Source organism: Pseudomonas bananamidigenes, from assembly GCF_001679645.1.
Taxonomy (GTDB): Bacteria; Pseudomonadota; Gammaproteobacteria; order Pseudomonadales; family Pseudomonadaceae; genus Aquipseudomonas; species Aquipseudomonas bananamidigenes.
Genome location: NZ_LRUN01000050.1, coordinates 32,645 through 57,128, shown reverse-complemented (window position 1 = coordinate 57,128; position 24,484 = coordinate 32,645). Strand labels below are relative to the sequence as shown.

Annotated in this window: 24 protein-coding genes and 1 pseudogene; 13 read left to right on the top strand and 12 right to left on the bottom strand. The window is 61.6% G+C overall.

Features of this window, described 5'->3' with window-relative positions:
* Nucleotides 1–17: 17 nt before the first annotated feature.
* Together BBF94_RS18025 and BBF94_RS18020 are read right to left on the bottom strand one after the other, a co-directional pair.
* Nucleotides 18–1,160, bottom strand: coding sequence for an ABC transporter ATP-binding protein (locus tag BBF94_RS18025; protein ID WP_065260342.1), 1,143 nt, complete (start codon nucleotides 1,158–1,160; stop codon nucleotides 18–20).
* 375 nt (nucleotides 1,161–1,535) lie between these two features.
* Nucleotides 1,536–2,297, bottom strand: coding sequence for a gamma-glutamyl-gamma-aminobutyrate hydrolase family protein (locus BBF94_RS18020; RefSeq protein ID WP_065260341.1), 762 nt, complete (start codon nucleotides 2,295–2,297; stop codon nucleotides 1,536–1,538).
* A 282-nt stretch (nucleotides 2,298–2,579) separates the two neighbouring features.
* Here BBF94_RS18020 and BBF94_RS18015 point away from each other — a divergent pair, with 282 nt between their 5' ends.
* The 5 genes from BBF94_RS18015 (at nucleotide 2,580) to BBF94_RS17995 (ending at nucleotide 8,626) form a co-directional block, all read left to right on the top strand.
* Nucleotides 2,580–3,956, top strand: coding sequence for a glutamine synthetase family protein (locus BBF94_RS18015; RefSeq protein ID WP_065260340.1), 1,377 nt, complete (start codon nucleotides 2,580–2,582; stop codon nucleotides 3,954–3,956).
* A 252-nt stretch (nucleotides 3,957–4,208) separates the two neighbouring features.
* Nucleotides 4,209–5,699, top strand: a complete 1,491-nt coding sequence (locus BBF94_RS18010; RefSeq protein ID WP_065260339.1) for an aldehyde dehydrogenase — start codon at nucleotides 4,209–4,211, stop codon at nucleotides 5,697–5,699.
* A 52-nt stretch (nucleotides 5,700–5,751) separates the two neighbouring features.
* Nucleotides 5,752–7,035, top strand: a complete 1,284-nt coding sequence (locus BBF94_RS18005; RefSeq protein ID WP_065260338.1) for an NAD(P)/FAD-dependent oxidoreductase — start codon at nucleotides 5,752–5,754, stop codon at nucleotides 7,033–7,035.
* Nucleotides 7,036–7,394: 359 nt separating this feature from the next.
* On the top strand, nucleotides 7,395–7,943 hold the full coding sequence (locus BBF94_RS18000; RefSeq protein WP_065260337.1) for a cupin domain-containing protein: 549 nt from the start codon (nucleotides 7,395–7,397) through the stop codon (nucleotides 7,941–7,943).
* A gap of 269 nt (nucleotides 7,944–8,212) precedes the next feature.
* Nucleotides 8,213–8,626: a hypothetical protein gene (locus BBF94_RS17995; RefSeq protein WP_065260336.1), complete on the top strand. Its 414-nt coding sequence runs from the start codon at nucleotides 8,213–8,215 to the stop codon at nucleotides 8,624–8,626.
* Between the two features lie 69 nt (nucleotides 8,627–8,695).
* Here the strand turns inward: BBF94_RS17995 and BBF94_RS17990 are convergent, their stop codons facing one another.
* Nucleotides 8,696–9,127, bottom strand: a complete 432-nt coding sequence (locus BBF94_RS17990; RefSeq protein ID WP_065260335.1) for a hypothetical protein — start codon at nucleotides 9,125–9,127, stop codon at nucleotides 8,696–8,698.
* Between the two features lie 161 nt (nucleotides 9,128–9,288).
* Between BBF94_RS17990 and BBF94_RS17985 the strand changes: the two genes are divergently transcribed.
* The 4 genes from BBF94_RS17985 to BBF94_RS17970 all read left to right on the top strand — a co-directional run bounded on the left by BBF94_RS17985 (nucleotide 9,289) and on the right by BBF94_RS17970 (nucleotide 12,198).
* The gene (locus BBF94_RS17985; protein ID WP_065260334.1) at nucleotides 9,289–9,678 is read left to right on the top strand and encodes a hypothetical protein; all 390 of its coding nucleotides are present in this window, start codon (nucleotides 9,289–9,291) and stop codon (nucleotides 9,676–9,678) included.
* A gap of 15 nt (nucleotides 9,679–9,693) precedes the next feature.
* The gene (locus tag BBF94_RS17980; protein WP_065260333.1) at nucleotides 9,694–10,116 is read left to right on the top strand and encodes an HD domain-containing protein; all 423 of its coding nucleotides are present in this window, start codon (nucleotides 9,694–9,696) and stop codon (nucleotides 10,114–10,116) included.
* A gap of 28 nt (nucleotides 10,117–10,144) precedes the next feature.
* Complete coding sequence (locus BBF94_RS17975; protein WP_065260332.1) at nucleotides 10,145–11,164, top strand: AbrB family transcriptional regulator; 1,020 nt, start codon at nucleotides 10,145–10,147, stop codon at nucleotides 11,162–11,164.
* A gap of 248 nt (nucleotides 11,165–11,412) precedes the next feature.
* Entirely contained in the window at nucleotides 11,413–12,198 is a 786-nt protein-coding gene (locus BBF94_RS17970) for a DeoR/GlpR family DNA-binding transcription regulator (protein ID WP_065260331.1), read from the top strand.
* A 51-nt stretch (nucleotides 12,199–12,249) separates the two neighbouring features.
* Here BBF94_RS17970 and BBF94_RS17965 read toward each other — a convergent pair whose 3' ends face one another.
* From BBF94_RS17965 to BBF94_RS17935, 7 genes and pseudogenes are all read right to left on the bottom strand, one after another.
* Nucleotides 12,250–13,533 (bottom strand): NAD(P)/FAD-dependent oxidoreductase, encoded by a 1,284-nt coding sequence (locus tag BBF94_RS17965; RefSeq protein WP_065260330.1) that lies wholly within the window; start codon nucleotides 13,531–13,533, stop codon nucleotides 12,250–12,252.
* A 144-nt stretch (nucleotides 13,534–13,677) separates the two neighbouring features.
* A pseudogene (locus tag BBF94_RS17960) lies at nucleotides 13,678–15,041 on the bottom strand (glutamine synthetase family protein).
* 501 nt (nucleotides 15,042–15,542) lie between these two features.
* Complete coding sequence (gene moaE, locus BBF94_RS17955; protein ID WP_065260329.1) at nucleotides 15,543–16,004, bottom strand: molybdopterin synthase catalytic subunit MoaE; 462 nt, start codon at nucleotides 16,002–16,004, stop codon at nucleotides 15,543–15,545.
* Nucleotides 16,005–16,007: 3 nt separating this feature from the next.
* Entirely contained in the window at nucleotides 16,008–16,259 is a 252-nt protein-coding gene (locus tag BBF94_RS17950; protein WP_065260328.1) for a MoaD/ThiS family protein, read from the bottom strand.
* On the bottom strand, nucleotides 16,256–16,741 hold the full coding sequence (moaC, locus tag BBF94_RS17945) for a cyclic pyranopterin monophosphate synthase MoaC (RefSeq protein ID WP_065260327.1): 486 nt from the start codon (nucleotides 16,739–16,741) through the stop codon (nucleotides 16,256–16,258). Before moaC ends, BBF94_RS17950 begins: the two co-directional genes overlap by 4 nt.
* Complete coding sequence (gene fdhD / locus BBF94_RS17940) at nucleotides 16,738–17,580, bottom strand: formate dehydrogenase accessory sulfurtransferase FdhD (protein WP_065260326.1); 843 nt, start codon at nucleotides 17,578–17,580, stop codon at nucleotides 16,738–16,740. Before fdhD ends, moaC begins: the two co-directional genes overlap by 4 nt.
* A 237-nt stretch (nucleotides 17,581–17,817) precedes the next feature.
* Nucleotides 17,818–18,717, bottom strand: coding sequence for a LysR family transcriptional regulator (locus BBF94_RS17935; RefSeq protein WP_065260325.1), 900 nt, complete (start codon nucleotides 18,715–18,717; stop codon nucleotides 17,818–17,820).
* A gap of 298 nt (nucleotides 18,718–19,015) precedes the next feature.
* Here BBF94_RS17935 and moaB point away from each other — a divergent pair, with 298 nt between their 5' ends.
* Together moaB and BBF94_RS17925 are read left to right on the top strand one after the other, a co-directional pair.
* Nucleotides 19,016–19,555 (top strand): molybdenum cofactor biosynthesis protein B, encoded by a 540-nt coding sequence (gene moaB, locus BBF94_RS17930; RefSeq protein WP_065260324.1) that lies wholly within the window; start codon nucleotides 19,016–19,018, stop codon nucleotides 19,553–19,555.
* Complete coding sequence (locus BBF94_RS17925; protein ID WP_065260323.1) at nucleotides 19,552–20,757, top strand: molybdopterin molybdotransferase MoeA; 1,206 nt, start codon at nucleotides 19,552–19,554, stop codon at nucleotides 20,755–20,757. Before moaB ends, BBF94_RS17925 begins: the two co-directional genes overlap by 4 nt.
* A gap of 6 nt (nucleotides 20,758–20,763) precedes the next feature.
* Here the strand turns inward: BBF94_RS17925 and BBF94_RS17920 are convergent, their stop codons facing one another.
* A complete protein-coding gene (locus BBF94_RS17920) occupies nucleotides 20,764–21,561 on the bottom strand; it encodes a MipA/OmpV family protein (protein WP_065260322.1) in 798 nt (265 codons plus the stop codon).
* A gap of 100 nt (nucleotides 21,562–21,661) precedes the next feature.
* Entirely contained in the window at nucleotides 21,662–22,150 is a 489-nt protein-coding gene (locus BBF94_RS17915; RefSeq protein WP_065260321.1) for a GFA family protein, read from the bottom strand.
* Between the two features lie 234 nt (nucleotides 22,151–22,384).
* Here BBF94_RS17915 and BBF94_RS17910 point away from each other — a divergent pair, with 234 nt between their 5' ends.
* Together BBF94_RS17910 and aguA are read left to right on the top strand one after the other, a co-directional pair.
* Nucleotides 22,385–23,269 (top strand): LysR substrate-binding domain-containing protein, encoded by an 885-nt coding sequence (locus BBF94_RS17910; RefSeq protein ID WP_065260320.1) that lies wholly within the window; start codon nucleotides 22,385–22,387, stop codon nucleotides 23,267–23,269.
* Nucleotides 23,270–23,368: 99 nt separating this feature from the next.
* Nucleotides 23,369–24,484 (top strand): agmatine deiminase, encoded by a 1,116-nt coding sequence (aguA, locus tag BBF94_RS17905; protein ID WP_065260319.1) that lies wholly within the window; start codon nucleotides 23,369–23,371, stop codon nucleotides 24,482–24,484.

The window sequence follows — 24,484 nt, the reverse complement described above, 5'->3', positions numbered from 1 at the left end:
TTGCTGATTGAAGGTTCTCATGAGCGCAGTACCACGCCGCTGTCGTCTTCCCACCAGACGTAGACCTTGTCGTCCCAGGTCGGACGCGCGCCACGGCGTTCGGCGTTGGCCATGAACGACTGGACGATCTTGCCGCTCGGCAACTCGACGTAGAACACCGAGTGGCCGCCGAGGTAGGCGATGTCATGCACCTTGCCTTCGGACCAGTTGTAGCGGGTCTCGGGCTTGAGGGTGCTGACCAGCATTTTTTCCGGGCGGATCGCGTAGGTGATGGATTTGTCCTGCACCGAGGTGCTGACGCCATGACCGACGTAGATCTTTTGCTGCAGGTCCGGGCTGTGAATGATCGCGTGACCTTCGAGGTCCTCGACCACGGTGCCGTCGAAGGCGTTCACGTTGCCGATGAATTCGCAGACCATGCGGTTGACCGGCGCCTCGTAAATGTCGACCGGGCTGCCGACCTGAGCGATCCAGCCCAGGTGCATGATCGCGATGCGCTCGGCCATGGTCATGGCTTCTTCCTGATCGTGGGTCACCATCACGCAGGTCACGCCGACGCGCTCGATGATCTCCACCAGCTCAAGCTGCATCTGCGAGCGCAGCTTTTTATCCAGCGCGCCCATCGGTTCGTCGAGCAGCAACAGCTTCGGACGCTTGGCCAGGGAGCGGGCGAGGGCCACGCGCTGACGCTGACCACCGGACAGTTGATGCGGGCGGCGTTTGGCGTATTGGGTCATGTGTACCAGACGCAGCATCTCTTCGACGCGGGCATCGATTTCGCTGGCCGGCAAACGGTCCTGCTTGAGGCCGAAGGCGATGTTCTGCGCCACCGTCATGTGCGGGAACAGGGCGTAGGACTGGAACATCATGTTGATCGGGCGCTCGTACGGCGGCATGTCGGTGATGTCGACACCGTCGAGCAGAATGCGTCCTTCAGTCGGCCGTTCGAAACCGGCGAGCATGCGCAGCAGGGTCGATTTGCCCGAGCCGGAGCCGCCGAGCAGGGCGAAAATCTCGCCCTGATGGATCTCCAGGGACACATCGTCCACCGCAGTGGTTTCGTCGAACTTCTTGGTGACTCGATCGACTTTCACCAGAACCTTTTTCGGTTGCTGATGACCTTCAAGAGCCTTCCTGTAAGTGCTGGAGGCGTTTGCCATGTGAAACTCCCAACAGGTTTCAGTCGCCGGGCCAACGCGGCCTGGCTTAAGAGTGGATTGCAGAGCTGTGCGAGATGTCCGTCAGTTATGGCGCAGAACCTGTGGGAGCGAGCCTGCTCGCGAAAGCGGAGTGTCAGTCGACATCGTTGTTTGCTGATACACCGCTTTCGCGAGCAGGCTCGCTCCCACAAGGGGAATGCGTTTACCTGGCTGGCATTGCCCGCACCGATCCGGCTTGGTCGGCGCCGCCGTCCTGGCTGCCTGGGTAGTACTTGTTGTTATTACGGTTTGTTGTTTTCACGGATGACGGATGCGCAAGCGCGCAGCCGCCGACCCCGCGGGGGCAGTAAATGGTTTTGCAATCGTTGGGTGGCGTCAGCGCAGGTTGCGTCGCGCCGCACGCTGGCGGCAGGCCTCGCCGAACGCCTGGAAAATCCGCAGGTAGTTCGGGTTGTCCAGCACCTGCCATTCCGGGTGCCATTGCACGCCGAGGGCGAAGGTCGGGCTGTGCTCCACCGAGACCGCCTCGATCAGGCCGTCCGGCGCCACGGCTTCGGCGCGCAGGCCGGGAGCGAGGCGGTCGATGCCCTGACTGTGAATCGAGTTGACCTGGAATTCGTCCGGCAGCTCCAGCGCTTCGAATACGCCGCCCGGCAGTACCGACACAGCGTGGGCCGGGGCGTATTGCACGGCGACATCCGGGCTGTCGGCCTCGCGGTGATCGAGCATGCCCGGCAGTTCATGCACCTTCTGGTGCAGGCTGCCGCCGAACGCCACGTTCATTTCCTGGAAACCCCGGCAAATGCCGAGTACCGGAACGCCCGCCGCGATGGCTGCACGCAATAGAGGAAGGGTAGTGGCATCCCGCGCCGGATCGTGATCCGTACCGGGAGCGCTGGCCGGGCCCTGATAGTGGAAAGGCTCCACATTGGACGGCGAGCCGGTCAGCAGCAGACCGTCGAGCTGACCCAGCAGGTCGTCGATTTCAGTCAGTTTGCCAAGGGAAGGAATGACGACAGGCAACCCCAGCGCCGCAACGCTGACAGCGCGAACGTACTTGTCGCCGCTGATGTGATAGGGGTGCAGGCCAATCTGTTTGACGCACGCAGTAACGCCGATCAATGGCTTGAATGCCATTTTTATTCACCTCGAAGTTTGACACTTGAACGAGCTTTTCCGGAGCTTAGCCTCGTTGATTTTAATTAACAACTCCCATGTAAAAAATTCTAAACGCCGTTCATCAAATCGTCATCAAGGCCGGGGCTCTGGCGCCTGCTTTGGCACGAGAGTGTTAAAAAAAGCCTGAAAAATAAACGCTGAACGGCCCTGTGTTCGCTATTGACTTCACTTTGCCGTTCGGGTTGACTGGCTCCGCGAAACAGCAGTGAACATAATAATTAACAGCTAAATAGGTGCATCATGTCGGTCCCTCTGCGTGCCGTTCAACTCAACGAAGCAAACGCATTCCTTAAGAAACATCCTGAGGTTTTGTACGTCGACCTTCTGATTGCAGACATGAACGGTGTGGTGCGCGGCAAGCGCATCGAGCGCACCAGTCTTCACAAGGTTTACGAGAAAGGCATCAACCTGCCGGCCTCGCTCTTTGCCCTCGACATCAACGGCTCCACGGTGGAAAGCACCGGCCTGGGCCTGGACATCGGCGACGCCGACCGCATCTGCTACCCGATCCCCGGCACCCTGAGCATCGAACCCTGGCAGAAGCGCCCGACCGCTCAACTGCTGATGACCATGCACGAACTGGAAGGCGAGCCGTTCTTCGCCGACCCGCGTGAAGTGCTGGCCAACGTGGTGCGCAAATTCGACGAACTGGGCCTGACCATCTGCGCCGCGTTCGAACTCGAGTTCTACCTGATCGACCAGGACAACGTGAACGGCCGTCCGCAATCGCCGCGTTCACCGGTGTCGGGCAAGCGTCCGGTGTCGACCCAGGTTTACCTGATCGATGACCTCGACGAATACGTCGACTGCCTGCAGGACATCCTCGAAGGCGCGAAAGAGCAGGGCATTCCGGCTGACGCCATCGTCAAGGAAAGCGCCCCGGCGCAGTTCGAAGTCAACCTGCACCACGTGTCCGACCCGATCAAGGCCTGCGAATACGCGATCCTGCTCAAGCGTCTGGTGAAAAACATCGCCTACGACCACGAGATGGACACCACCTTCATGGCCAAGCCGTATCCGGGCCAGGCGGGCAACGGTCTGCACGTACACATTTCGATTCTGGACAAGGAAGGCAACAACATCTTCGCCAGTGAGGATCCCGAGCAGAACGTCGCGCTGCGTCACGCGATCGGCGGTGTGCTGGAGACCCTGCCGGCGCAAATGGCTTTCCTGTGCCCCAACGTCAACTCCTACCGTCGTTTCGGTGCGCAGTTCTATGTGCCGAATTCGCCGAGCTGGGGCATCGACAACCGCACCGTGGCCGTGCGCGTACCGACCGGTTCGCCGGATGCCGTGCGCATCGAGCACCGCGTGGCCGGTGCCGACGCCAACCCGTACCTGCTGATGGCATCGGTGCTGGCGGGCGTGCATCACGGCCTGACCAACAAGATCGAGCCGCCGGCCCCGACCGAAGGCAACTCTTACGAACAGAACGAGCAGAGCCTGCCGAACAACCTGCGTGACGCCCTGCGTGTGCTGGACGACAGCGAAGTCATGGCGAAATACATCGACCCGATGTACATCGACGTCTTCGTCGCGTGCAAGGAAAGCGAGCTGGCGGAGTTCGAAAATTCGATCTCTGACCTTGAGTACAACTGGTATCTGCATACGGTGTGAGGCCTTCAAAAGCCCCTCACCCTAACCCTCTCCCGAAGGGAGAGGGGACTGACCGAGTTGTCTCGGGATTTCCGGCGACCTGACCGATCCAGTCGATTATGGATTCGGCAAAGATTTTTCAGGTCGGCGGAGCTCTCCAGCATCCCCCGGTCGGTCCCCTCTCCCCCCGGGAGAGGGCTAGGGTGAGGGCAGCCCTCTCAAGCCGAACACAGACCCTGACACCCCCAAATTCCCCCGCGTCGAGCCACCCCCATGACCATGACCCGCAACGACTGGGAACAACGCTTCCAGTCCCTGACCATTGAATCCCGCGCCTTCATCAACGGCGAATACCGCCCGGCCATCAGCGGCGCCACCTTCGAGTGCCTGAGCCCCGTCGACGGCCGTTTCCTGGCCTCCGTGGCCAGCACCGATGAAGCCGATGCCAACCTCGCCGTCGAAGTCGCGCGCCAGTCCTTCAATTCCGGCGTGTGGGCCAACAAGGCCCCGGCCGAGCGCAAGCGCATCCTGATCCGCTTTGCCGACCTGATCCTGCAACACCAGGAAGAACTGGCGCTGCTCGAAACCCTCGACATGGGCAAACCGATCAGCGATTCGATGAGCATCGACATCCCGGCGACCGCCAACGCGATCCGCTGGAGCGCCGAGGCCATCGACAAGATCTACGACGAAGTCGCCGCCACCCCGCACGATCAGCTCGGTCTGGTGACCCGCGAGCCGTCCGGCGTGGTCGCGGCCATCGTGCCGTGGAACTTCCCGCTGATCATGGCCAGCTGGAAATTCGCCCCGGCGCTGGCGGCAGGCAACTCGTTCATCCTCAAGCCTTCGGAAAAATCCCCGTTGACCGCGATCCGCATCGCGCAACTGGCGCTGGATGCCGGCATTCCGAAAGGCGTGTTCAACGTCCTGCCAGGCTTCGGTCATACCGTCGGCAAGGCGTTGGCGCTGCACATGGACGTCGACGTGCTGGCCTTCACCGGCTCCACGGCAATTGCCAAGCAACTGATGATTTATGCCGGCCAAAGCAACATGAAACGCGTCTGGCTCGAAGCCGGGGGCAAGAGCCCGAACGTGGTGTTCGCCGATGCACCGGACTTGCGCGCGGCAGCACAAGCGGCGGCTGGCGCCATTGCATTCAACCAGGGTGAAGTCTGCACCGCCGGCTCGCGCCTGCTGGTGGAGCGCTCGATTCGCGAGCAATTCATCCCGCTGCTGGTGGAAGCACTGCAAGCTTGGAAGCCGGGCCACGCCCTCGATCCGGCAACCAATGTCGGCGCCGTGGTCGATCAGCGTCAACTGGACAACGTGCTGCGCTACATCAGCATTGGCCGGGAGCAGGGCGCCGAACTGATCGCCGGTGGCCGACGCGCCCTCGAAGAGACCGGTGGCACCTACGTCGAGCCGACGATTTTCGACGGCGTGACCAATGCCATGACCATCGCCAAGGAAGAAATCTTCGGCCCCGTGCTGTCGCTGATCACCTTCGACACTGTCGAGGAAGCGCTGCAGATCGCCAACGACAGTATCTTCGGCCTCGCCGCCGGGGTCTGGACCAGCAACCTGAGCAAGGCCCACACCTTCGCCCGTGGCCTGCGCGCCGGCAGCGTGTGGGTCAACCAGTACGACGGCGGCGACATGACCGCGCCGTTCGGTGGTTTCAAACAGTCGGGCAACGGGCGCGACAAATCGCTGCACGCGTTCGACAAGTACACCGAGCTGAAAGCGACCTGGATCAAGCTCTGACTCTTTTACAACGGTGGCCGCCTGCAACCGGCGGCCTTCGGAGAATAAAAAAATGAAGCAACAACACGTGAACAGCTACTACGCCGCCACCCGCAACGAAGTGATCGATTTCCCGGTCCTCGAAGAGTCGGTGGAGTGCGACGTCTGCATCATCGGCGCCGGCTACACCGGCCTGTCCTCGGCGCTGTTCCTGAGCGAAGCCGGCTATAAAGTGACGGTGCTGGAAGCGGCGAAAGTCGGCTACGGCGCCAGCGGTCGCAATGGCGGTCAACTGGTCAACTCCTACAGCCGCGATGTCGACGTGATCGAAGAGCGCTACGGCGACAAGACCGCCGAAATCCTCGGCAGCATGATCTTCGAAGGCGCCGACATCATCCGTTCGCGCATCAAGGAATACGACATCAAGTGCGACTACCGCCCGGGCGGTATCTTCGCCGCGATGAACAAGAAACAGCTCAATGGTCTGGCCGAGCAGAAACGCAACTGGGAGCGGTACGGCAACCGTAATCTGAAGCTGCTCGACGCGGCGGACATCCGTCGCGAAGTCGGTTCCGACGCCTATGTCGGCGGGCTGCTGGACATGCAGGGCGGCCACATTCACCCGCTGAACCTGGCCCTCGGTGAGGCCGCGGCCATCGTGCGTCTGGGTGGCAAGATCTACGAGCAATCCGCTGCGGTGGAAATCAAGTACGGTGAGCCGAACGTCGTGCGCACCGCCAAAGGCCAGGTCCGCGCCAAGTACCTGCTGATCGCCGGCAACGCCTACCTGCCGCAAGGCCTCGATAACCGCGTGACCGCCAAGAGCATGCCGTGCGGCTCGCAGATCTGCGTCACCGAACCGCTGACCGAAAAGCAGGCCCGCAGCCTGATCACCAATAACTACTGCGTCGAAGATTGCAACTACCTGCTCGACTACTACCGTCTGACCGCCGACAACCGTCTGCTTTACGGCGGCGGTGTGGTGTATGGCGCCCGTGAACCGGACGACATCGAAACCCTGATCCGTCCGAAAATGCTCAAGACCTTCCCGCAGCTCAAGGACGTGAAAATCGACTACCGCTGGACCGGCAACTTCCTGCTGACCATGTCGCGCATGCCGCAATTCGGCCGTATCGAGAAAAATGCCTACTACATGCAGGGCTACAGCGGCCACGGCGTCACCTGTTCGCACCTGGCCGGCAAACTGATCTCGGAAATGATCCGCGGCGACGCCGAACGCTTCGATGCTTTCGCCTCGCTTCCGCACATGCCGATGATCGGCGGTCGCACGTTCTCCGCGCCGCTGACCGCCCTTGGCGCGGTGTATTACTCGCTGCGTGACCGTTTCGGCATCTGATTTACCTCCCCGGCGGTGGCCCCGCACAGGCGCCGCCGGTTTTTTACTTGGCAAGCAACACCACAAACCCTGTGGGAGCGAGCTTGCTCGCGAAAGCGGTCTATCAGCAAAAGGGATGTTGAATGTGCCGCCCAATCGCGAGCAAGCTCGCTCCCACAGGTCTTGTGCCTGACCCGCAATTACCAGCAGCAGGCTCTTTTCACCCACCGTCCATCGAACCTGCTGAGCAACACCGACAAACGTGATTTAATAGCCGCCTTTCACGGTTCCGGGACACGGGAGCAACGTGATCCGCGCGCCTTGCGCGGCACCCGCCACCCACCCCCATTACCCTTAAGTCGTTCTCACATAAGGCTGTCATGGATACGGGTTCTCGACTCAAACTAGTACGCGAAAGCTACAAACTCTCCCAGCGCGAGCTGGCCCGGCGTAGCGGCGTGACCAATGCCACCATCTCCCTGATCGAACAGAATCGTGTCAGTCCTTCCGTCAGCTCCCTGAAAAAGCTGCTCGAAGGCATTCCGATGTCCCTGGCCGACTTCTTCACCTTCGACCAGCCGCCGCGCGAACACCAATACGTCTTCCGCGCCAACGAACAACCCGACCTCGGCCGCCACGGCCTGCGCCTGCTGCTCATCGGCGCCTCGGTGCCCAGCCGCCAGATGCGCCTGCTGCGCGAGCAATACGCGCCGGGCGCGAGCTCCGGGGAAGAGCCGATTGTTCACACCGAGGGTGAGGAGTGCGGACTGGTGACCCGTGGCACGGTCGAGTTGACGGTGGACGGGCAGGTGAGCGTGTTGAGTGCGGGGGACGGGTATTACTTTCCGACGACGCTGCCGCACAAGTTCCGGAATATCGGGGCGGATGAGGCGGAAATTATCAGTGCGAATACGCCGGCGAATTTTTGATTCGGATAATTCGTCAACGCAAAATGCGATGCCCAGTAGAAACCGCAGAGATGCGGTTTCTCTTTTTCATATGCAGGCCTGCTTCGCAGTCCAGCGGGAGCAAGCTCCCTCGCCACGGGTACAAGGCTTTCAGATCGCGAAACTCGGTACTTCACTCGTCTCGGAACTTTCCTCAAAACTGATGTCAATTTGATGGCGTGTCGCGACGCCCATTTTGAACGAGTCAACCAGTGCCAGGCTGTTTCCCGGCAAGCCCAAGGAAGTGTGAGATGAAACTGATTCTTGCGATGTTGTTGCTGTTCAGCGGTTACGTTTGCGCCAGTTGTTCCAGCATCAGTGATCACGACAAGCGCAGTTATTGTGAGGCCACGCAGGAAGGCAGCAGTTGTTCTTCCATCGGCGACCATGACATGCGTTCAGCCTGTGAAGCGGAGAAAGGCAGTTCCTGCTCAAGCATCGGCGATCATGACCAGCGCGCCTATTGCGAGGCCAGAAAAGGCAGCAGTTGTTCGTCCATCGGTGATCACGACATGCGTGCAGCCTGCGAAGCGGAGAAAGGCAGTTCCTGTTCAAGCATCGGCGATCACGACCAGCGCGCCTTTTGTGAGGCGAAGAAGGGCAGCAGTTGTTCGTCCATCGGCGATCATGACCTGCGCAACCAGTGCGAAGCCATGAAACGCTGAATCCACGCGCAATTCAGAGCAGAAAGGGACACCCGTCGGTGTCCCTTTTTCATGGGCGCATAATCGCCGTTATTTCGCCTTCCAATGCCCACCCCCGTTCTCACAATCGATCCGCGCCTGCGCCAGATGCTCCATGTCGTAGTAATACGTGGTCACTTGCGCGCTGTCCGGGATGTTCAGGGCTTTGGCGTTGTTGTCCTTGCTGGTGGAGTGCGGGTTCGCCAGGGATTCCTGTGTGAGGGTGGCGATACACGACGCCTGATAATGGTCGGCGCAGTGTTTGACCCTGGTTTTGCTGCTGTTGAGCATGTCCTTGCTTTCGTTGCTGCATGACCAGTCGATCGCGTTGACCGGCATGCCTTCGTATTCGTAGCAGCTGTGCGTCTCCACGGCGGGCACCGAGGGGCTGGAGGAGCGGGTCCTGACGTCGCAGCCCTCGGCCATGACGCACGTGGGAATGACGCCGAAAGTGGCGATCAGGAGCAACAGTCGGATGTTCATCGCGGAACTCTCCCATGGCGCCTTATTTGATCGTGAGTGGGGGCGCTTATGGTTTCGAGATTGGGCGGGTACGGGAGGTTCCATCAGGATTTTGATTTGCGCGGCGTGTACAGAGTGAGAAACAATCGAACGTACTTAGCGCCCAAGGATTGGAACCGCCCATGATTCAGATCGGTCACCGCAACAACGCCCCCACGCCGCAGCACAAGACCCATGACATCTACATCTTCAGCATCGACCTGTCCCGACCGGCGACGCCGTTCTGTTTCGAGCAATCGATTGGCGGCGGGCATGTCGAGCAGGGTGGTGCGCGGTGGCTGGCGCTGGATGAGCTGGATGGCTGGCCCGGTGAATGGCGTGAGCATTTGAAGAAGGCCAATTGCCCCTGGGTGGCCGAGTTGCTGGATGCGCACCCGGGCAAAAGACAGGAGGAGCTGGTTTCGCTGATTCTTCAGCGCTATGCAGACCCTGCGCAGCCAACCGGGCGTTTGCAGGCGATCGGGCGCTGGTTCAAGCGTCATTTTTATATTGGCGGCCGGTATGGCGTCTGACCCGAGGAAACGCCCATGACTCAGACTCTGGAACGCGCCATCGCCATTGCCGCCACGGCCCACGCCGGGCAGATGGACAAGGGCGGGGCGCCGTACATTTTGCATCCGCTGAAAGTCATGCTGCGCATGAGCAGCCTGGAAGAACGCATCGTCGCGGTGCTGCACGATGTGGTCGAGGATTGCGGCATCAGCCTTGAAGATTTGCGCAAGGAAGGTTTCAGCGAAGAGGTGCTGTCCGCCATCGAATCGGTGACCAAATTGCCCGGCGAGTCCTACGAGGATTTCGTCGAGCGTGCGGCGCAGAACCCCATCGGCAGGGTGGTGAAACTGGCGGATCTGGAAGAGAACAGCGACCTGTCGCGGATCGCCTCGCCAAGTTGGGAGGATCTGGAGCGGATCGAAAAGTATCGGCGGGCGATCGGACGGTTGCGCGCCTGACGTCATTTGAATAGCCAGGAAGGCGACCATGAAATCCATTCTGTGTCTGTTGATCGCTGCCGGATTCGGCGCGCTGTTGCAGTTCGAAGGCGTGCCCCACGGCTTGCTGCTGGGCTCGATCCTTGTCACCGCGCTTGCGGCCACTCGATTCGGCTTCGCGCCCAGGACTCCTTATGGCCTGGGTTACATCCAGGTCACCCTGGGCATCGCCACCGGGCTGATGTTCGAAGCCTGGGACAGTGCGACCGTCTCGACAATGTTGCCAAGCCTCGGCGTGTTGCTGCTGTGCCTGGCGCTGCAAGTGATGTTGTCGGCCTGGTGGCTGGCGCGCGGAGCCGGATGGAACCGCACGGATGCGTTGCTGGCGGTGTATCCCGGGGCGCTGGCGGCGGTGTTCGATTTACTGGAATCGCATCAGGCGTCGAGCAAGGTCATCATCGTGCATCTGATGCGTTTGCTGCTGATCACGGTGCTGGTGAGTCTGCTGATTCCCGGTCAGGCAACGGTCGCGGTGGCCGATGTCGATCCGCTGTCCACGGGCATGGCGTTGACCGTATTCGGGCTGATCCTGTTGAGTGTGATCGTCGGGCGTTTGCTGCTGGCCATAGGCGTGCCGGCGCCGTTCATGTTGACGGCGATTATCCTGACCGCCGTGTTCCTGAAGTCGGGATGGCTGCACGGTTTTCACATGCCGGACTGGAGCCTCGATCTGGCGGCCGTGATTCTCGGGGCGCGCATCGGCTCACGTTTCCAGGGCCTCGGTCTTGCGGAGCTGGCACGGCATGGGCGAGCGGCGCTGGTGTCGGTGGGGTTGATGATTCTGGTCGCGGCGGGATTCGCCGAAGTGGCGGCGCGATTGCTGGGCAGTGATGCGTTGTCGCTGTGGCTGGCCTACATGCCGGGTGCAATCGAAACCATTGCCATCGTGGCATTCGGTGGCGGGTTGAACGTGGTGTTTATCCTCACTCACCATCTGGTGCGGATGGTGGTGTTGCACTTTACGCCGGCGTTGCTGGTGCAGTTACGCAGAGCCCCCAAGCCAGACTGAATCACGCATGCCCCAACGCAATCGCGAACGACACGACGATCATGCAAGCAAACGCAAAATTCAGATTCATGAGCTGTTCATCCTGAGCCTTGTTGAAGTGGTGCCATTGTGAACAGGCTGAAAGCAAAGAAAAAATTCGGCTTCATGATTTCAAAGATCGAAACAATTGATACCTGCCGGTTTGTGTTTGGCAAAGGCTTTGGTTAGGCTCGCCAAACCTGCAACTACAAGCACAAACAGGCAAAACCATGCACGATCATTCCGCTTCCGAGCTGCCCTCCCTGCGTCGGCAGAAAATCCTGCTGATCCTCGAACGAGACGGCAAGGTCATGGCCTCCGAGTTGAGCCAGCATTTTTCGGTGTCCGAAGACACTATTCGCCGGGATCTGGCGGAACTGGACAATGCCGGGCTGGTGCAGCGGGTGCACGGCGGGGCGCTGCCGCGGCCGAAGGACACTGGCAAGGATTACTTCACGCGGATCAGTGAGACCGACGAGGTGAAAACCAGCCTCGCGCAGCTCGCGGCCGCAAGGGTGAAAGACGGGCAGATCGTGTTGTTCGATTCCGGCACCACCACATTGCAGATCGCCCGTTCGTTGCCCCCGGAGATCTCGATCACCGCCGTGACCACGTCACCGATGACGGCGATCACCCTGGCCGAATACAAGGGGATCAAGGTGATTCTGGCGGGCGGGCAACTGAATCTGGCGACGATGTCGGTCAGTGGCCACGAAACGGTACGACTGCTGCAAAGCATCAAGGCTGACGTGTTGTTTACCGGGGTGTGCGCGATTCATCCGGAGGTGGGGCTGAGTTCGCTGTATTTCGATGAAGTGCCGGTGAAACAGGCGTTGTTCGACAGTGCGGCGCAGGTGATTGCCGTGACCACGGCGGACAAGCTGGGGGCGGTGGAGCCGTTTGTGGTGGCGCCGTGCAGCCGGGTGCATACGTTGATTACCGAGCGGCATCTGGCATCGGGGAGTGCCGAGGATTATCGGCGGTTGGGGATTGAGGTTGAACAGTTGCAGGACTGACGTTTTGCAGCGAGTCGAAAGGCCCCACCGCAAGCGATGGGGCCCGTTCAATCAGCGCAACTTTTCCAGCATCTGGTAGTACCACATCCCCGCCGCCAGCATCGGATTCCCCAGCAGATCCCCCATCGGCACGCGAATGTGCGAGCACGCGGCAAACGTGTCGAACTGCTGCATCTGCCCGGTGATCGCCCGGCTCATGATTTCACCCATGATGTGGGTCGTGGCGATGCCGTGGCCGGAGTAGCCCTGGCAATACCAGACGTTGTCCGAGAGCTTGCCCAGTTGCGGGATGCGGTTGATGACGATGCCCATCGCACAGCTCCATTGGTAGTCGATCTTCACCCCTTTGAGCGCCGGGAAGGTCTGTTCGATGCACGGGCGCAGTTCGCCGGCGATGTCCCTTGAGTCCTTGCCGCTGTAGTTGGCGCCGCCGCCGAACAACAGGCGACCGTCGGCGGTGAGGCGGTAGTAGTCGAGGACGAAACGGCAGTCGTAAACGGCCAGGTCTTCGGGGTTGATCTGCCGGGCCAGCGCCCCCAGCGGCTCGGTGGTGACGATGCCGCCCATGGCCGGGAAGATCTTGCCCTTGAGCTGGCCCGGTTCGAGTCTGTGATAGACATCGCCGGCGAGCAGCACCTGATTGGCGTCGATCCGGCCATGGGCCGTGCGAACGCCCGGGCTATCGCCGTGGATGATCTCCAGCACTTCGCTGTTTTCGAAGATCAGCGCGCCAAGGCTTTCTGCCGCCCGCGCCTCGCCGATGCACAGGTTGAGCGGGTGCAGATGCATGTTGCGGGTATTCTTGATTGCGCCGTGATAGAGGTCGCTTTGCAGCAGATCGCGCACCTGGCTGCGGTCCAGCAGGCTGACGTCATCACCCATCCCGCGTCGCACGGCCTCTTCGTAATCGCTGCGCAAACCGGCCATATGGCTCGGCTTGTAGGCGGCGTGCAGGTGCCCGTGCTTGAGGTCGCACTCGATGCCGTATTTCTCGACGCGCTGCTTGATGATTTCGTGGCCGCGCCAGCGCAAGTGCCAGATGAAGTCGTCGACGTCGTCGCCCAATGTGTTGCGCATCTGTTTGCGCATTGCGCCGTCGCCGGACAGGCTGCCGGTGACCTGGCCGCCATTGCGCCCGGTGGCGCCCCAGCCGATCTTGTGGCTTTCGACGATGGCGACTTTCAGGCCTTTTTCCGCCAGTTCCACGGCGGTGGCGACCCCGGTGAAGCCGCCGCCGATGATTACCACATCGACCTTGTGCCGGCCTTGCAGCGTCGGGTAGTCGGTGTCGCGGTTGAGGGTGGCGGTGTAATAGGAATTGCTGCGTTCAGTCATGTCAGTGTCCAGATTCGGGAGTCGGTGCACGGACCCTGTGGGAGCGAGCTTGCTCGCGAAAAGCGTTGTGTCAGTCACCTGAAATGTTGAATGTGACGACGCTTTCGCGAGCAAGCTCGCTCCCACAAGGGGCGGAGTGATTAATCAGGCTTCGGTCAGATACCAGCGCCAGTCCTGCTCACCCACTTCGGCCATGAACTGCCGGTATTCCGCACGCTTCACCGCCAGATAAACCCCGAGAAATTCCTGCCCCAGCGCCTCCCGTGCCCACGCCGATTTTTCCAGCGCCGTGAGCGAAGTCAGCCAATCGGTCGGTAGCAACTCCTTCGCCTGCGCATAGCCGTTGCCTTGCACCGGTTCGCCCGGATCGATGTCTTCTTTTATCCCGCGATGAATGCCCGCCAGGATCGCCGCAGCCGCCAGATACGGGTTGGCATCGGCACCACAGATACGGTGTTCAATGTGCCGGGTATTGGCCGGACCGCCGGGCACGCGCAGGCTGACGGTGCGGTTGTCGACGCCCCAGGTCGGCGCCAGCGGCGCATAGCTGTTGGCCTGGAAGCGACGGTAGGAGTTGGCGTTGGGGCAGAACAGAAGCAACGAGTCCAGCAACGACGCGAGCATCCCGCCAATCGCCGTGCGCAACAGCGGCGTGCCCGCCGGGTCTTCGGAAGCAAACAGATTGCGCCCCTCGGCATCGGCGAGGCTGACGTGCATGTGCATGCCGGTGCCCGCCAGGTGATCGAACGGCTTGGCCATGAACGTCGCCTGCATCCCGTGCTTGTGCGCTACGGCTTTGACCAGCCGTTTGTAGCGCACGGCCTGATCCATCGCCTCCAGCGCATCGCCGTGTTCGAGGGTGATTTCCACCTGGCCCGGCGCGTATTCCGAGATCGCGGTACGAGCCGGAATGCCGTGCAGTTTACAGGCGCTGTAGAGGTCGGCGAGGAAAGGCTCGATCTGCTCCAGCTCACGCAAACCGTAGACTTGCGTGTGTCGCGGTCGACCACCGTCGGCATCCAGCGCCGGTTGTGGGCGACCGTTGTGATCGCGTCTGGCGTCGAGCAGGTAGAACTCCAGTTCGCAGGCCATCACCGGGTGATAACCCTCGGCCTTGAGGGCGTCGATGACCTTGATCAGCAGGTGACGCGGGTCGCGATGCTCGCCGGCAGGCCTTGTTCCGGGTGCATGCTGACCTGCACCGCAGCGGTGGGAATCTGCCGCCACGGCAGGCGCACCAGACTGCCCTCCAGCGGGTAGGCACGGCAGTCGATGTCGCCGACATCCCACACCAGACCGGAGTTTTCCACGTCTTCGCCGTGCACGGTCAGACCAAGGATGGTACTCGGCAGCGGGCGGCCGCTTTCGTACACGGCGAGCAGTTCTTCGCGGTGCAACAGCTTGCCGCGTGGCACGCCGTTGGCGTCGAGGATGAACAGCTCGATCATGTCGATGTCGGGGTTCTGTTCGAGAAAGCGACGGGCGTCTTCAATGGCTGCGAATTTCATGATCAATCACTCACGATGGCGCCGCACAGGCGCGCAGATTCTGGCCGGACGCAGCTCGGCAAAAGGCGCGGGCGTCCTGGCAGGGATATCGAAAAAGAATTCAGGCTTGTGGCGAGGGAGCTTGCTCCCGCTGGACTGCGCAGCAGTCATTTCTGTTCTGGGGACACTGCGTATCCCGGCGGGAGCAAGCTCCCTCGCCACAGGATCAGCGGATATCCGGCGGGCGTGCGGAGTGACGCAGCTTGGAACGGCTCAGGGCCATGGGGAGATTGACGATGCGATTCATGCGCGGCCCCTGTGAAGGAGGGCGCACAGTGCAGAGACGTTCAACGGTTCTGATTGTTGTAGTGACGTGCTCATGACGCGTGTTTCCGTTGGCGGAAAACGTCGGCGGCGGGTGTGTCCCGCCATGCCGGTGTGGCTGGATAGTAAGGGGGAAGTCCGGCACAAGTAAACGCCTGATTCCGATGTCAGGCTTTTGTTGCCGTCGATAGTGCCGTGTCAGGCGTGCGCCAGGCTCCAGCGAAACGCCGCATTCCGATCACTGTCCCGCGCCTCGACCCAATGCGAACCCTCTGGCGTCGTCTCACGCTTCCAGAACGGCGCACGGGTCTTCAGTACATCCATGATGAAGGCACAGGCTTCGAACGCTGCATGCCGGTGTTTGCTGCTGACGCCGACGAATACGATCGGCTCGGCCACCGACAGCGCACCGACCCGATGCACGATCTCCACCGCCAGCAGCGGCCAGCGCTCACGAGCCTGTTCGGCGATCTGCTCCAGGGCCTTTTCGGTCATGCCCGGATAGTGCTCCAGAAACAGCTCGGTCACCGACTGCCCGACGTTCAGATCCCGCACATAACCAATGAAATTCACCACCGCACCCACCCGTGGGTTGCGCGCATGCAGATCGGCAATCAATTGACCGGCATCGAAACTTTTACGCTGGACTCGAACACCCATGACTCAACCCCCCGTGACCGGTGGGAAAAAAGCGATCTCGTCGAAATCCTCGATGGCCTGGTCCGGCTGGCACAACTCCTGATTCACCGCACACATCAGGTTGCCGGCCCCCAATACTTCACGCCACAGATCGCCCCGGGCCATGAGCATTTGCCGCACGTCCTCGACACAGGTGAGGTCGGCGGTTGCGGGAATCTTTTCCCCGCCCAGATTGAGCCGGTCACGGTAGCTGGCGAAATAATTGATCAGAATCACTGCGGGTTCTCCCATTGAAAATGGCCGGAGCGGCCGCCCTGTTTGCTCAGCAGACGGATGTCGCCGATGACCATCGCCCGGTCCACCGCTTTGCACATGTCATAGATCGTCAGCGCGGCGACGCTGGCGGCGGTCAGGGCTTCGAGTTCGACCCCGGTCTGGCCGGTGAGGCGGCAGGTGCTGGTGATCTGTACGCGGTCCGGTTCGCAGGCCTTGAGTTCGACGTGGATCGAACTGAGCAACAGCGCATGACACAACGGAATCAGTTCGTGAGTGCGCTTGGCCGCCTGAATCCCGGCGATCCGCGCCACGGCGAACACGTCGCCCTTGGGGTGACCGTTGGCCTGGATCATTTGCAGCGTTTGCGGACGCATTTGTACCCAGGCCTGTGCGGTGGCTTCGCGGCGGGTGGCGGCTTTATCGCCGACATCGACCATGTTGGCGCGGCCCTGATCGTCGAGGTGGGTGAGGGTGTCGCTCATGGGGTTGGCTCCTGGATCGGGCTGTAGATTCGCGGGGCGTTGCGGTGCGGAACATGGATCAGGTTCAAGCGGTGCTTGAGGGCCCAGCGCACCGTCAGCGCAGTAGGGGCGGACAGACTGACGAGCGTGCCGAGGCGGGCACGCACGGCTTTGTGAATCAGTTCGAGGCTGCAGCGGCTGGTGACCACGACGAAGCCCTGACGCGCATCGAGGCGTTCGAATTGCAGGGCGCCGATCAGCTTGTCGAGGGCGTTGTGGCGGCCGATGTCTTCGCGGCACAGCAGCGCTTCGCCGTCGGCGTCGAAATACAACGCCGCGTGCAGGGCGCCGCTGCTGCGGGCCAGTTGCTGGGCCTGTTCGATGCGTTGGCGAATGCCGTCGAAGTGCGTGGCGGGCGGCAACGGTGCCGGCGTCAGGATTTCCAGTGGCGGCAGCGCCTGCTCAAGGGCTTCCACACCGCAAAGGCCGCATCCGCTGGTGCCCGCCATCTGCCGACGATGGTCCTTCAGGGTCCAGAACGCCCGGCTGGAAATCTGCACCTCGGCCTGACAGGCCTGATCGAAATGGGTCAGGCGGATGTCATGGATATCGTCAAGGCTGCCGACGATGGCATTGCTCAGGCTGAAGCCGCGAATGAAATCTTCGATGTTGCCCGGCGAAACCATCATCACGGCCTGGTTCAGGCCGTTGTAGCTGATGGCCAGCGCGATCTCCGCTGCCAGCGCCGCGTGGGATACCGGCGCATCGTCGAGGTATTCGCGATAAGCCACTTGCGCCGGTTGTGGCGCGGGGGCGTTCGCATCGCCCGTTTCGATGGGTGGTTCAACCTGGCACAGCATCTTGAAAATCCCCGAAGCGCTGAAGTGGGTTCAGGCTACGGGGCGGGGAAAAGTGCGTCCAATCGCTTGTTCCGATGCCGTGATTGGATTGGTCGATCACCGTTCCGGCCCTTTCGCGAGCAAGCTCGCTCCCACAGGTATCGAGTCGCGCCACATATCTGTGAGCGCCACGAAACAATGTGGGAGCGAGCTTGCTCCGGGCGGCGATCCGACGAAGGCAGACTGAAGCGCAATGATTTAAACGGCAGGCGCCTCGATCCCGAACATCTTGCGCGCCTCGGCAAAACACTTTTCGGCAATCGCCGAGCGTGGTTCGGTCTTGCGCATCACCAGCCCCAGGGGCGCGAGTACGCTGGCGTCCGGCAGGTTGATGAAAGCCAGGTGCTCGATCGGTTCTTCAAGGCCGCTGTCCAGCGGCATGATCGAGCAGCAGAAACCCTGGTGAATCGCCTGCAACAGCTGATAGGTCGAATCGCTTTCCATGATCGGCTGCGGGTTGAGACCGCGACTTCGGAAACTCAGGTCGATGGATTTTCGGTAATGCATGCCGGAGGTGATCATCCCCAGCGGCAGTTCGGCGGCCTCTTCCCAGCTCATTTCCGGGCCCTCGAAATGGAAATGACGGGTGTCGTAGAGCAGGCCGACGCGGGTTTCGCCGATCTCGAAAAACTCGAAATAGTTCGGGTTGACGTGGTCCAGATAACACACGCCAAGGTCCAGCTGATTGTTGCCCAGCCCTTCGATGATCTCGTCCGAACTGAGCGACGACAGGCTGTATTTCAGCTCGGGAAATATCCCCGACAAACCCTGAATGTAATTCACCGCATTGAAGTTGCTCAGCGGCACCAGCCCCAGACGCAGGCTGCCGACCAGTTGCCCGCGGCAGGCGGCAGCTTCGGCGAACAGTCCGTCGTGGGCTGCCAGCAGGGTGCGGGCCCAGGCCAGAACCCGTTCCCCGGCCTGGGTGAAACCTTCGAAACGCTGACCGCGATTGACCAGCACCAGATCCAGCTCGTCTTCCAGATTGCGCAGGCGCATCGACAGGGTCGGCTGGGTGATGTGGCAGCGCGCGGCGGCCTGGCCGAAGTGGCGGGTTTCGTCCAGCGCGATCAGGAACTTGAGTTGTTTGATGTCCACGATGGCACCTGCTCGAATGGGAAATTTGATTGAGTATTGACGCAGATGCGTACGACGCACGAAAAGCGCAGGCGGCGACGATCCCACTGATCGGCGTTTTCGTCCAATCGGAAGCGTTGAAGAGATTATCGAGGGATTCAATCATGGCCGGTTTCATTGGCTGGAACTGTGTTTTCGGTCCACTGAAAAAACGCCGATAGAGCGGGTCGATAACGTGGTTGGTGAGAGTGATTAGACAGTCTCGACAGGTGGCACTTAGGCTCTGGCCCAATTGAATTGGCGAAGGCCGGAGAGTGCCATGAGTGTGAAAGCGGATGCCCTGTTTGTTCCCTTGAATATTGCCGTGCTGACGGTCAGCGATACCCGTGATTACGCCAGCGATACCTCCGGCCAGTTGCTGGTCAGCCGTCTGCTCGAAGCGGGTCACACCTTGAGTGAACGCAACCTGCTCAAGGACGACTTGTACAAGATCCGCGCCCAGGTCGCGCACTGGATCGCCGACGACAACATTCAGGTCGTGCTGATCACCGGCGGTACCGGTTTCACCGGACGCGACAGCACCCCGGAAGCGGTGGCCTGCCTGCTGGACAAGCAGATCGACGGCTTTGGCGAACTGTTTCGCGCCATCTCGATTCTCGACATCGGCACCTCCACTGTTCAAAGCCGCGCACTGGCGGGGCTGTCCAACGGCACGCTGGTGTGCTGCCTGCCGGGCTCCACCGGCGCATGCCGCACCGCATGGGAAGGCATCCTCGCCGAGCAACTGGATAACCGTCACCGCCCGTGCAACTTCGTCCCGCACCTCAAACCGGTGCAAGCCTGCGGGCCACGCGGATGAACAAGCCGGGGTTGATGCCGGTCGAGGACGCACTCGACCAGTTGCTGGCGATGGCCAACGAACAACGCCTGCCGGACAGTGAATCGGTGCCGCTCAATGAGGCGCGCGGTCGAGTGCTGGCCAGCGATCTGGTCGCCACCCTCGATCTGCCGCCATGGCCGAACAGCGCCATGGACGGTTACGCCTTGAACCTGGCCGATCTGCATCGACAGCCGTTGAGGGTGTCGCAGCGCGTCTACGCCGGGCTGGCGCCGGACGCCTTGCTGCCCGGCACCTGCGCGCGGATCTTCACCGGCGCGCTGTTGCCACTGGGGGCCAACTGTGTGGAGATGCAGGAAAACACCGAAGTGCTGGAGGACGGTCGCGTGCGTTTTTTGCAACCGCTGAAAGTGGGTCAGAACATCCGCGCCCAGGGCCAGGAGAACCGCGTCGGCGATACACTGCTGCGCGCCGGCAAACGCCTCGGTCCGTTCGAACTGGCAGTGGCCGCCGGGCAGGGCATGACTCACCTGCCGGTGGTGCGTCGTCCGCGGGTGGCGTTGCTGTCGACCGGTGACGAACTGGTGGAACCGGGCCAGCCGTTGCGTCCCGGCAGCATCTACAACAGTAACCGCACCTTGCTCGATCATTGGCTGCGCGAACTGGGTTGCGAGGTGATCGACGCCGGAATTCTTCCGGATCGCCCGGCGCAAACCCGGCTCAAGCTCGAGCAGTTGCAGGTGGCCGCCGACCTGATTCTGACCACCGGCGGCGTCTCTGCCGGTGACGCAGACTGCCTTGGCCAGGTGCTGCGTGACAACGGCAAACCGCTGCTGTGGAAGCTCGCGATCAAACCCGGCAAACCATTGACGGTCGGCCATTTCGGCACGGTGCCGGTGATCGGCCTGCCAGGTAACCCGACCTCGGCGCTGGTGACCTTCGGCCTGCTGGCGCGCCCGTACCTGCTGCGCATTCAAGGCGTGGAAGAGGTGCTGCCGCTGAGCTTCACCGTCAACGCCGGGTTCGACTGGCCGAAACCCGGCAGCCGACGCGAATACCTGCGAGTGCGTCTGGAGGGCGGGCAGGCAGCGCTGTATCCGAATCAGAGTTCCGGCGTGCTGCTCGGCGCGACCTGGGCCGACGGGCTGGTGGAAATCCCGCAGAACAGCACGTTGCGAATGGGCGATCCGCTGCGCTTCATTCCGTTCAGCGAGCTGTTCTGAGCGGGATCAAAAGGAGTAGATCACTTGCCCGGCAAGAGAGGTCTGCATCCTGCGCTCGACAATCGGGCTGTCGCCCGCCTCGTGGTTCAGGTATTGCACTGCCAGCACTGTCGAGACGCTCCATTGTTTGTCCAGCGGCAATGACCACGTCAGGTCTGCGCCACGGCTGATCAACCCGGCCCGGGCCTTGTAGGCGTGGAACTGGCTGCGGGAGGCCTGGGCATCGCTGACGCCGTACCAGGTGCGCATGAAGTTGCTGTCGCCGAACTGGCTGTTGAGGCCACCGGTCACCTTGCCGAACCGTCCTTCGTAGAGCGACGCGCTGATGCTCAGCTTGAGGCGGTTCCAGGATGAGCCGGTGTCGTGGTCATCGTCGTCCTTTTCCAGCGCATGTTCGAAACTGGCGCCGAGAATGAGTGGGCCCAGGTGATACGTCCCGTCGAGCCCGATTATCGGGCGCGACTTGATCGAGCCCATGCCGTTGAGTTTGTCCGAGCCTTTGTAACCGGTCTTGCGATCCTTGCGCACATCGCTGGCGCCGATGTAGACGCTGAGGCCGAAATCCTCTTCATCGAAACCCCAGCCCAGGCCTCGGCCAGTGTCGAGAAACACGCCGTAGGGGCTGACGATTTCAACACCTGCCAATGGCGCTATCGACCGCTCGTCACTGCCGCTGTAGCGCGGAGCACTGGTGGCCCCGGCACGTAATGTGGTGTGCCAGTCCTCGGCACGCAGAGTGACGCCCGGCAGCAGCAGGCAAAGGGAGGTCAGGGACAGCGATAATGTACGTAGCGAAACCGGCATGGGGCACCCGATGAGGAATATGGATGCGCCATGCTAGGCGGGTACTCTCCGGCAATCTTTGGCAGCTTTGTCGGGAAACTGTCAAAGACTGTGAAGGCGGCTATCGGGTCAATTTCAGCCGTTCGTGCCATTGCGCGATGGACTCTTCGGGGTAAACCTCGAATTGTTGATCCTTCGCGCTCGCCTGTACCTCGACCCACGGCGCTTTCGAGCCGAGCATCAGGTGAGTGTGTTCCGGGGGCACCGGCAGCGGTGTGTCGATGGCCGAGGCGAACGGGTGGATCAGTTCCGGCCATTGCGGGCTGAACAGCCACAGACCGCTGCCGCACAACGAGCAGAAGTGCCGCTCGGCGCTGCTGCGGTGGGCACGTTTGTCGCCATCGTCTTTCATTTTCGCGTGGTAGATCGTGATGTGTTTGCGCCCGCGCACCTTGAGGCTGGCCGCGTTGCCGCCAAGGTTGATCGCGTAGCCGCCACCGCCCTGGGTCTTGCGGCAGATCGAGCAGTAGCAGCGCTGATAAGGGTAGGGGTGGGCGCTGTCGAGGGTGAATGAAACCGCGCCGCAGTGGCAGGAGCCTTCGAGATGCATGGTGGCCTCCGGTTTGGCGTTGTCGATGCGGTTCAGCCTAGAAGAGATGTTGCGCCTGTGCCGCCGCTATCGCGAGCAAGCTCGCTCCCACAGGTTTTGCGGTGTGCCCTCAATCTTTCAAACTCCGAATAGCCTTGTGGGAGCGAGCTTGCTCCCGAAGAACGATAACGCGGTGCAACTGGACGCCCGCGAAAAGCCCGGTCAGCATGTCCGCAAAAAAAGGGACCCAAACCCATGCGCCGACTACCTTCCCTGGCCGCCCTGCGAACCTTCGAATGCGCCGCCCGCCATGCGCATTTCGGTCGGGCCGCCGCCGAGCTGTGCGTCACCGACAGTGCTGTCAGCCATCAGATCCGCCAGCTCGAAGAGCAACTGGGCGTGTCGCTGTTCATCCGCGAGGGCCGGCAGATCCGCCCGACCATCGCCGCCGGGCGCCTGATGCAGAGCCTGCAACAGGCTTTCGAACTGATCGGCGATGCCTGCGATGAATTACGCGATCCATCCTCGCTCGCCGTGCTGCGGCTGGCGGTCACGGCGGAGTTGGCGCAGAAGTGGCTGATGAACCGTCTCACCGATTTCTACGCGCGTTATCCGCACATCACCTTGCACCTCTACGAGCAACCGATCGACGCCACGGCGCCCGGCGAAGACATCGATCTGGCGATCACCTACGGCACCGGCCCGGTGGACAGCAGCGCGTATTTCGTCCGCCCGTTGCCGGCGCTGCAGTTCTTCCCGGTGTGCAGCCCCGGCCTGTTCAACCAGGGCAACCTGAAAACCCCGAAGGACCTGGCCCGGCATTGCCTGCTGCACGACGATCAGGACGGCAAGACCTGGACCGCCTGGCTGACCAGCCATGCCGGCGACTTGCGCCCGGAACGTCAATTGTATTTCGCTCACGCCGGCCTGGCGCTGGAAGCGGCGGCGCAAGGGCAGGGCGTGGCGATGGGCGATAACCTCACCGCGCAGGAGGATTTACAGAGCGGGCGTCTGGTACGGCCATTCACCTCCAGCATGACCGCGCTGGGCCAATACGCGCTGGTCTGCGAGCGGATGCGGCTGGAGCGTCCGGCGGTGACGCAGATGCTGGAATGGTTCAACGATCAATTGGCGGATTGATGAGTTGAATTCAACTGTTCCGAAATAATCATCGTTGGCCGGCTGACTGCCCGCGACCGTAGCCTGAGGTCATTCCCATCCCGATGACGAGGTTTGACCATGGCACGTTTGCTCGACTCCACCCCGAAACACGACGGCTTCCGCCTGCCCGGCGAATTCGAAGCCAAGTCCGGTTGCTGGCTCGGCTGGCCGGAGCGCACCGACGTCTGGCGCAACGGTGCCAAGCCTGCGCAGAAAGTCTGGGTGCAAATCGTCACCGCGATTTCCCAGAGCGAACCGGTGACGGTCTGCGCTTCGGCGGCCCAGTTCGCCACTGCCCGTCGCCAGTTGCCGCCGCAAGTGCGCGTGGTCGAGATGACCTGCAACGACACCTGGTTCCGCGACAGCGGCCCGTGCTTCGTGGTCAACGACCAGAGCGGTGAAGTGCGTGGCGTCGACTTCGAATTCAACGCCTACGGCGGCCTCGATGGCGGGCTCTACTACCCATGGGACAAGGACGATCAGATCGCCAGCAAGATCCTCGAAATCGAACGTTTCGACCGCTATCGCGCGCCGTTGATCGCCGAACTCGGCGGCATCCAGAGTGACGGCCAGGGCAGCATCCTCACCACCGAGCAATGCCTGCTCAACCGCAATCGCAACCAGCACCTGGGCAAGGACGAAGTCACTCGGCGGCTGACCGATTACCTCGGCGCCGAGCAAGCGATCTGGTTGCCGCGCGGTTGCAAGTTCGACGAAACCGATGGCCATGTCGACGACCTCGCGTGCTTCGTGCGCCCCGGCGAAGTGGTGCTGCAATGGACCGACAACCGTGACGACCCGCAGTGGGAAATCTATCAGGAGGCCTACGACATTCTGCGCAGCACCCGCGACAGCCGTGGCCGCGAACTGATCGTGCACAAGCTGCCGCAACCGGATGTGCTGGAGTGGACCGCCGAAGAAGCCGAAGGCCTTGATCAGCAGGACAGCACCCACACCCGCCAGGCCGGCACCAAAATCTGCGCCTCGTACATCAACTACTACGCCGGCAACAGCTCGATCGTGGTGCCGCTGTTCGGTGATCGCAACGATCAGGTGGCGCTGGCGACCCTCGCCGAACTGTTCCCGCAGCACAAGATCGTCGGTATCGAAAACTCCCGGGAAATCCTGCTCGGTGGCGGCAACGTCGCGTGCATCACCATGCCGCAATACGCCGGCCAGAAAAAAGGAGCCTGA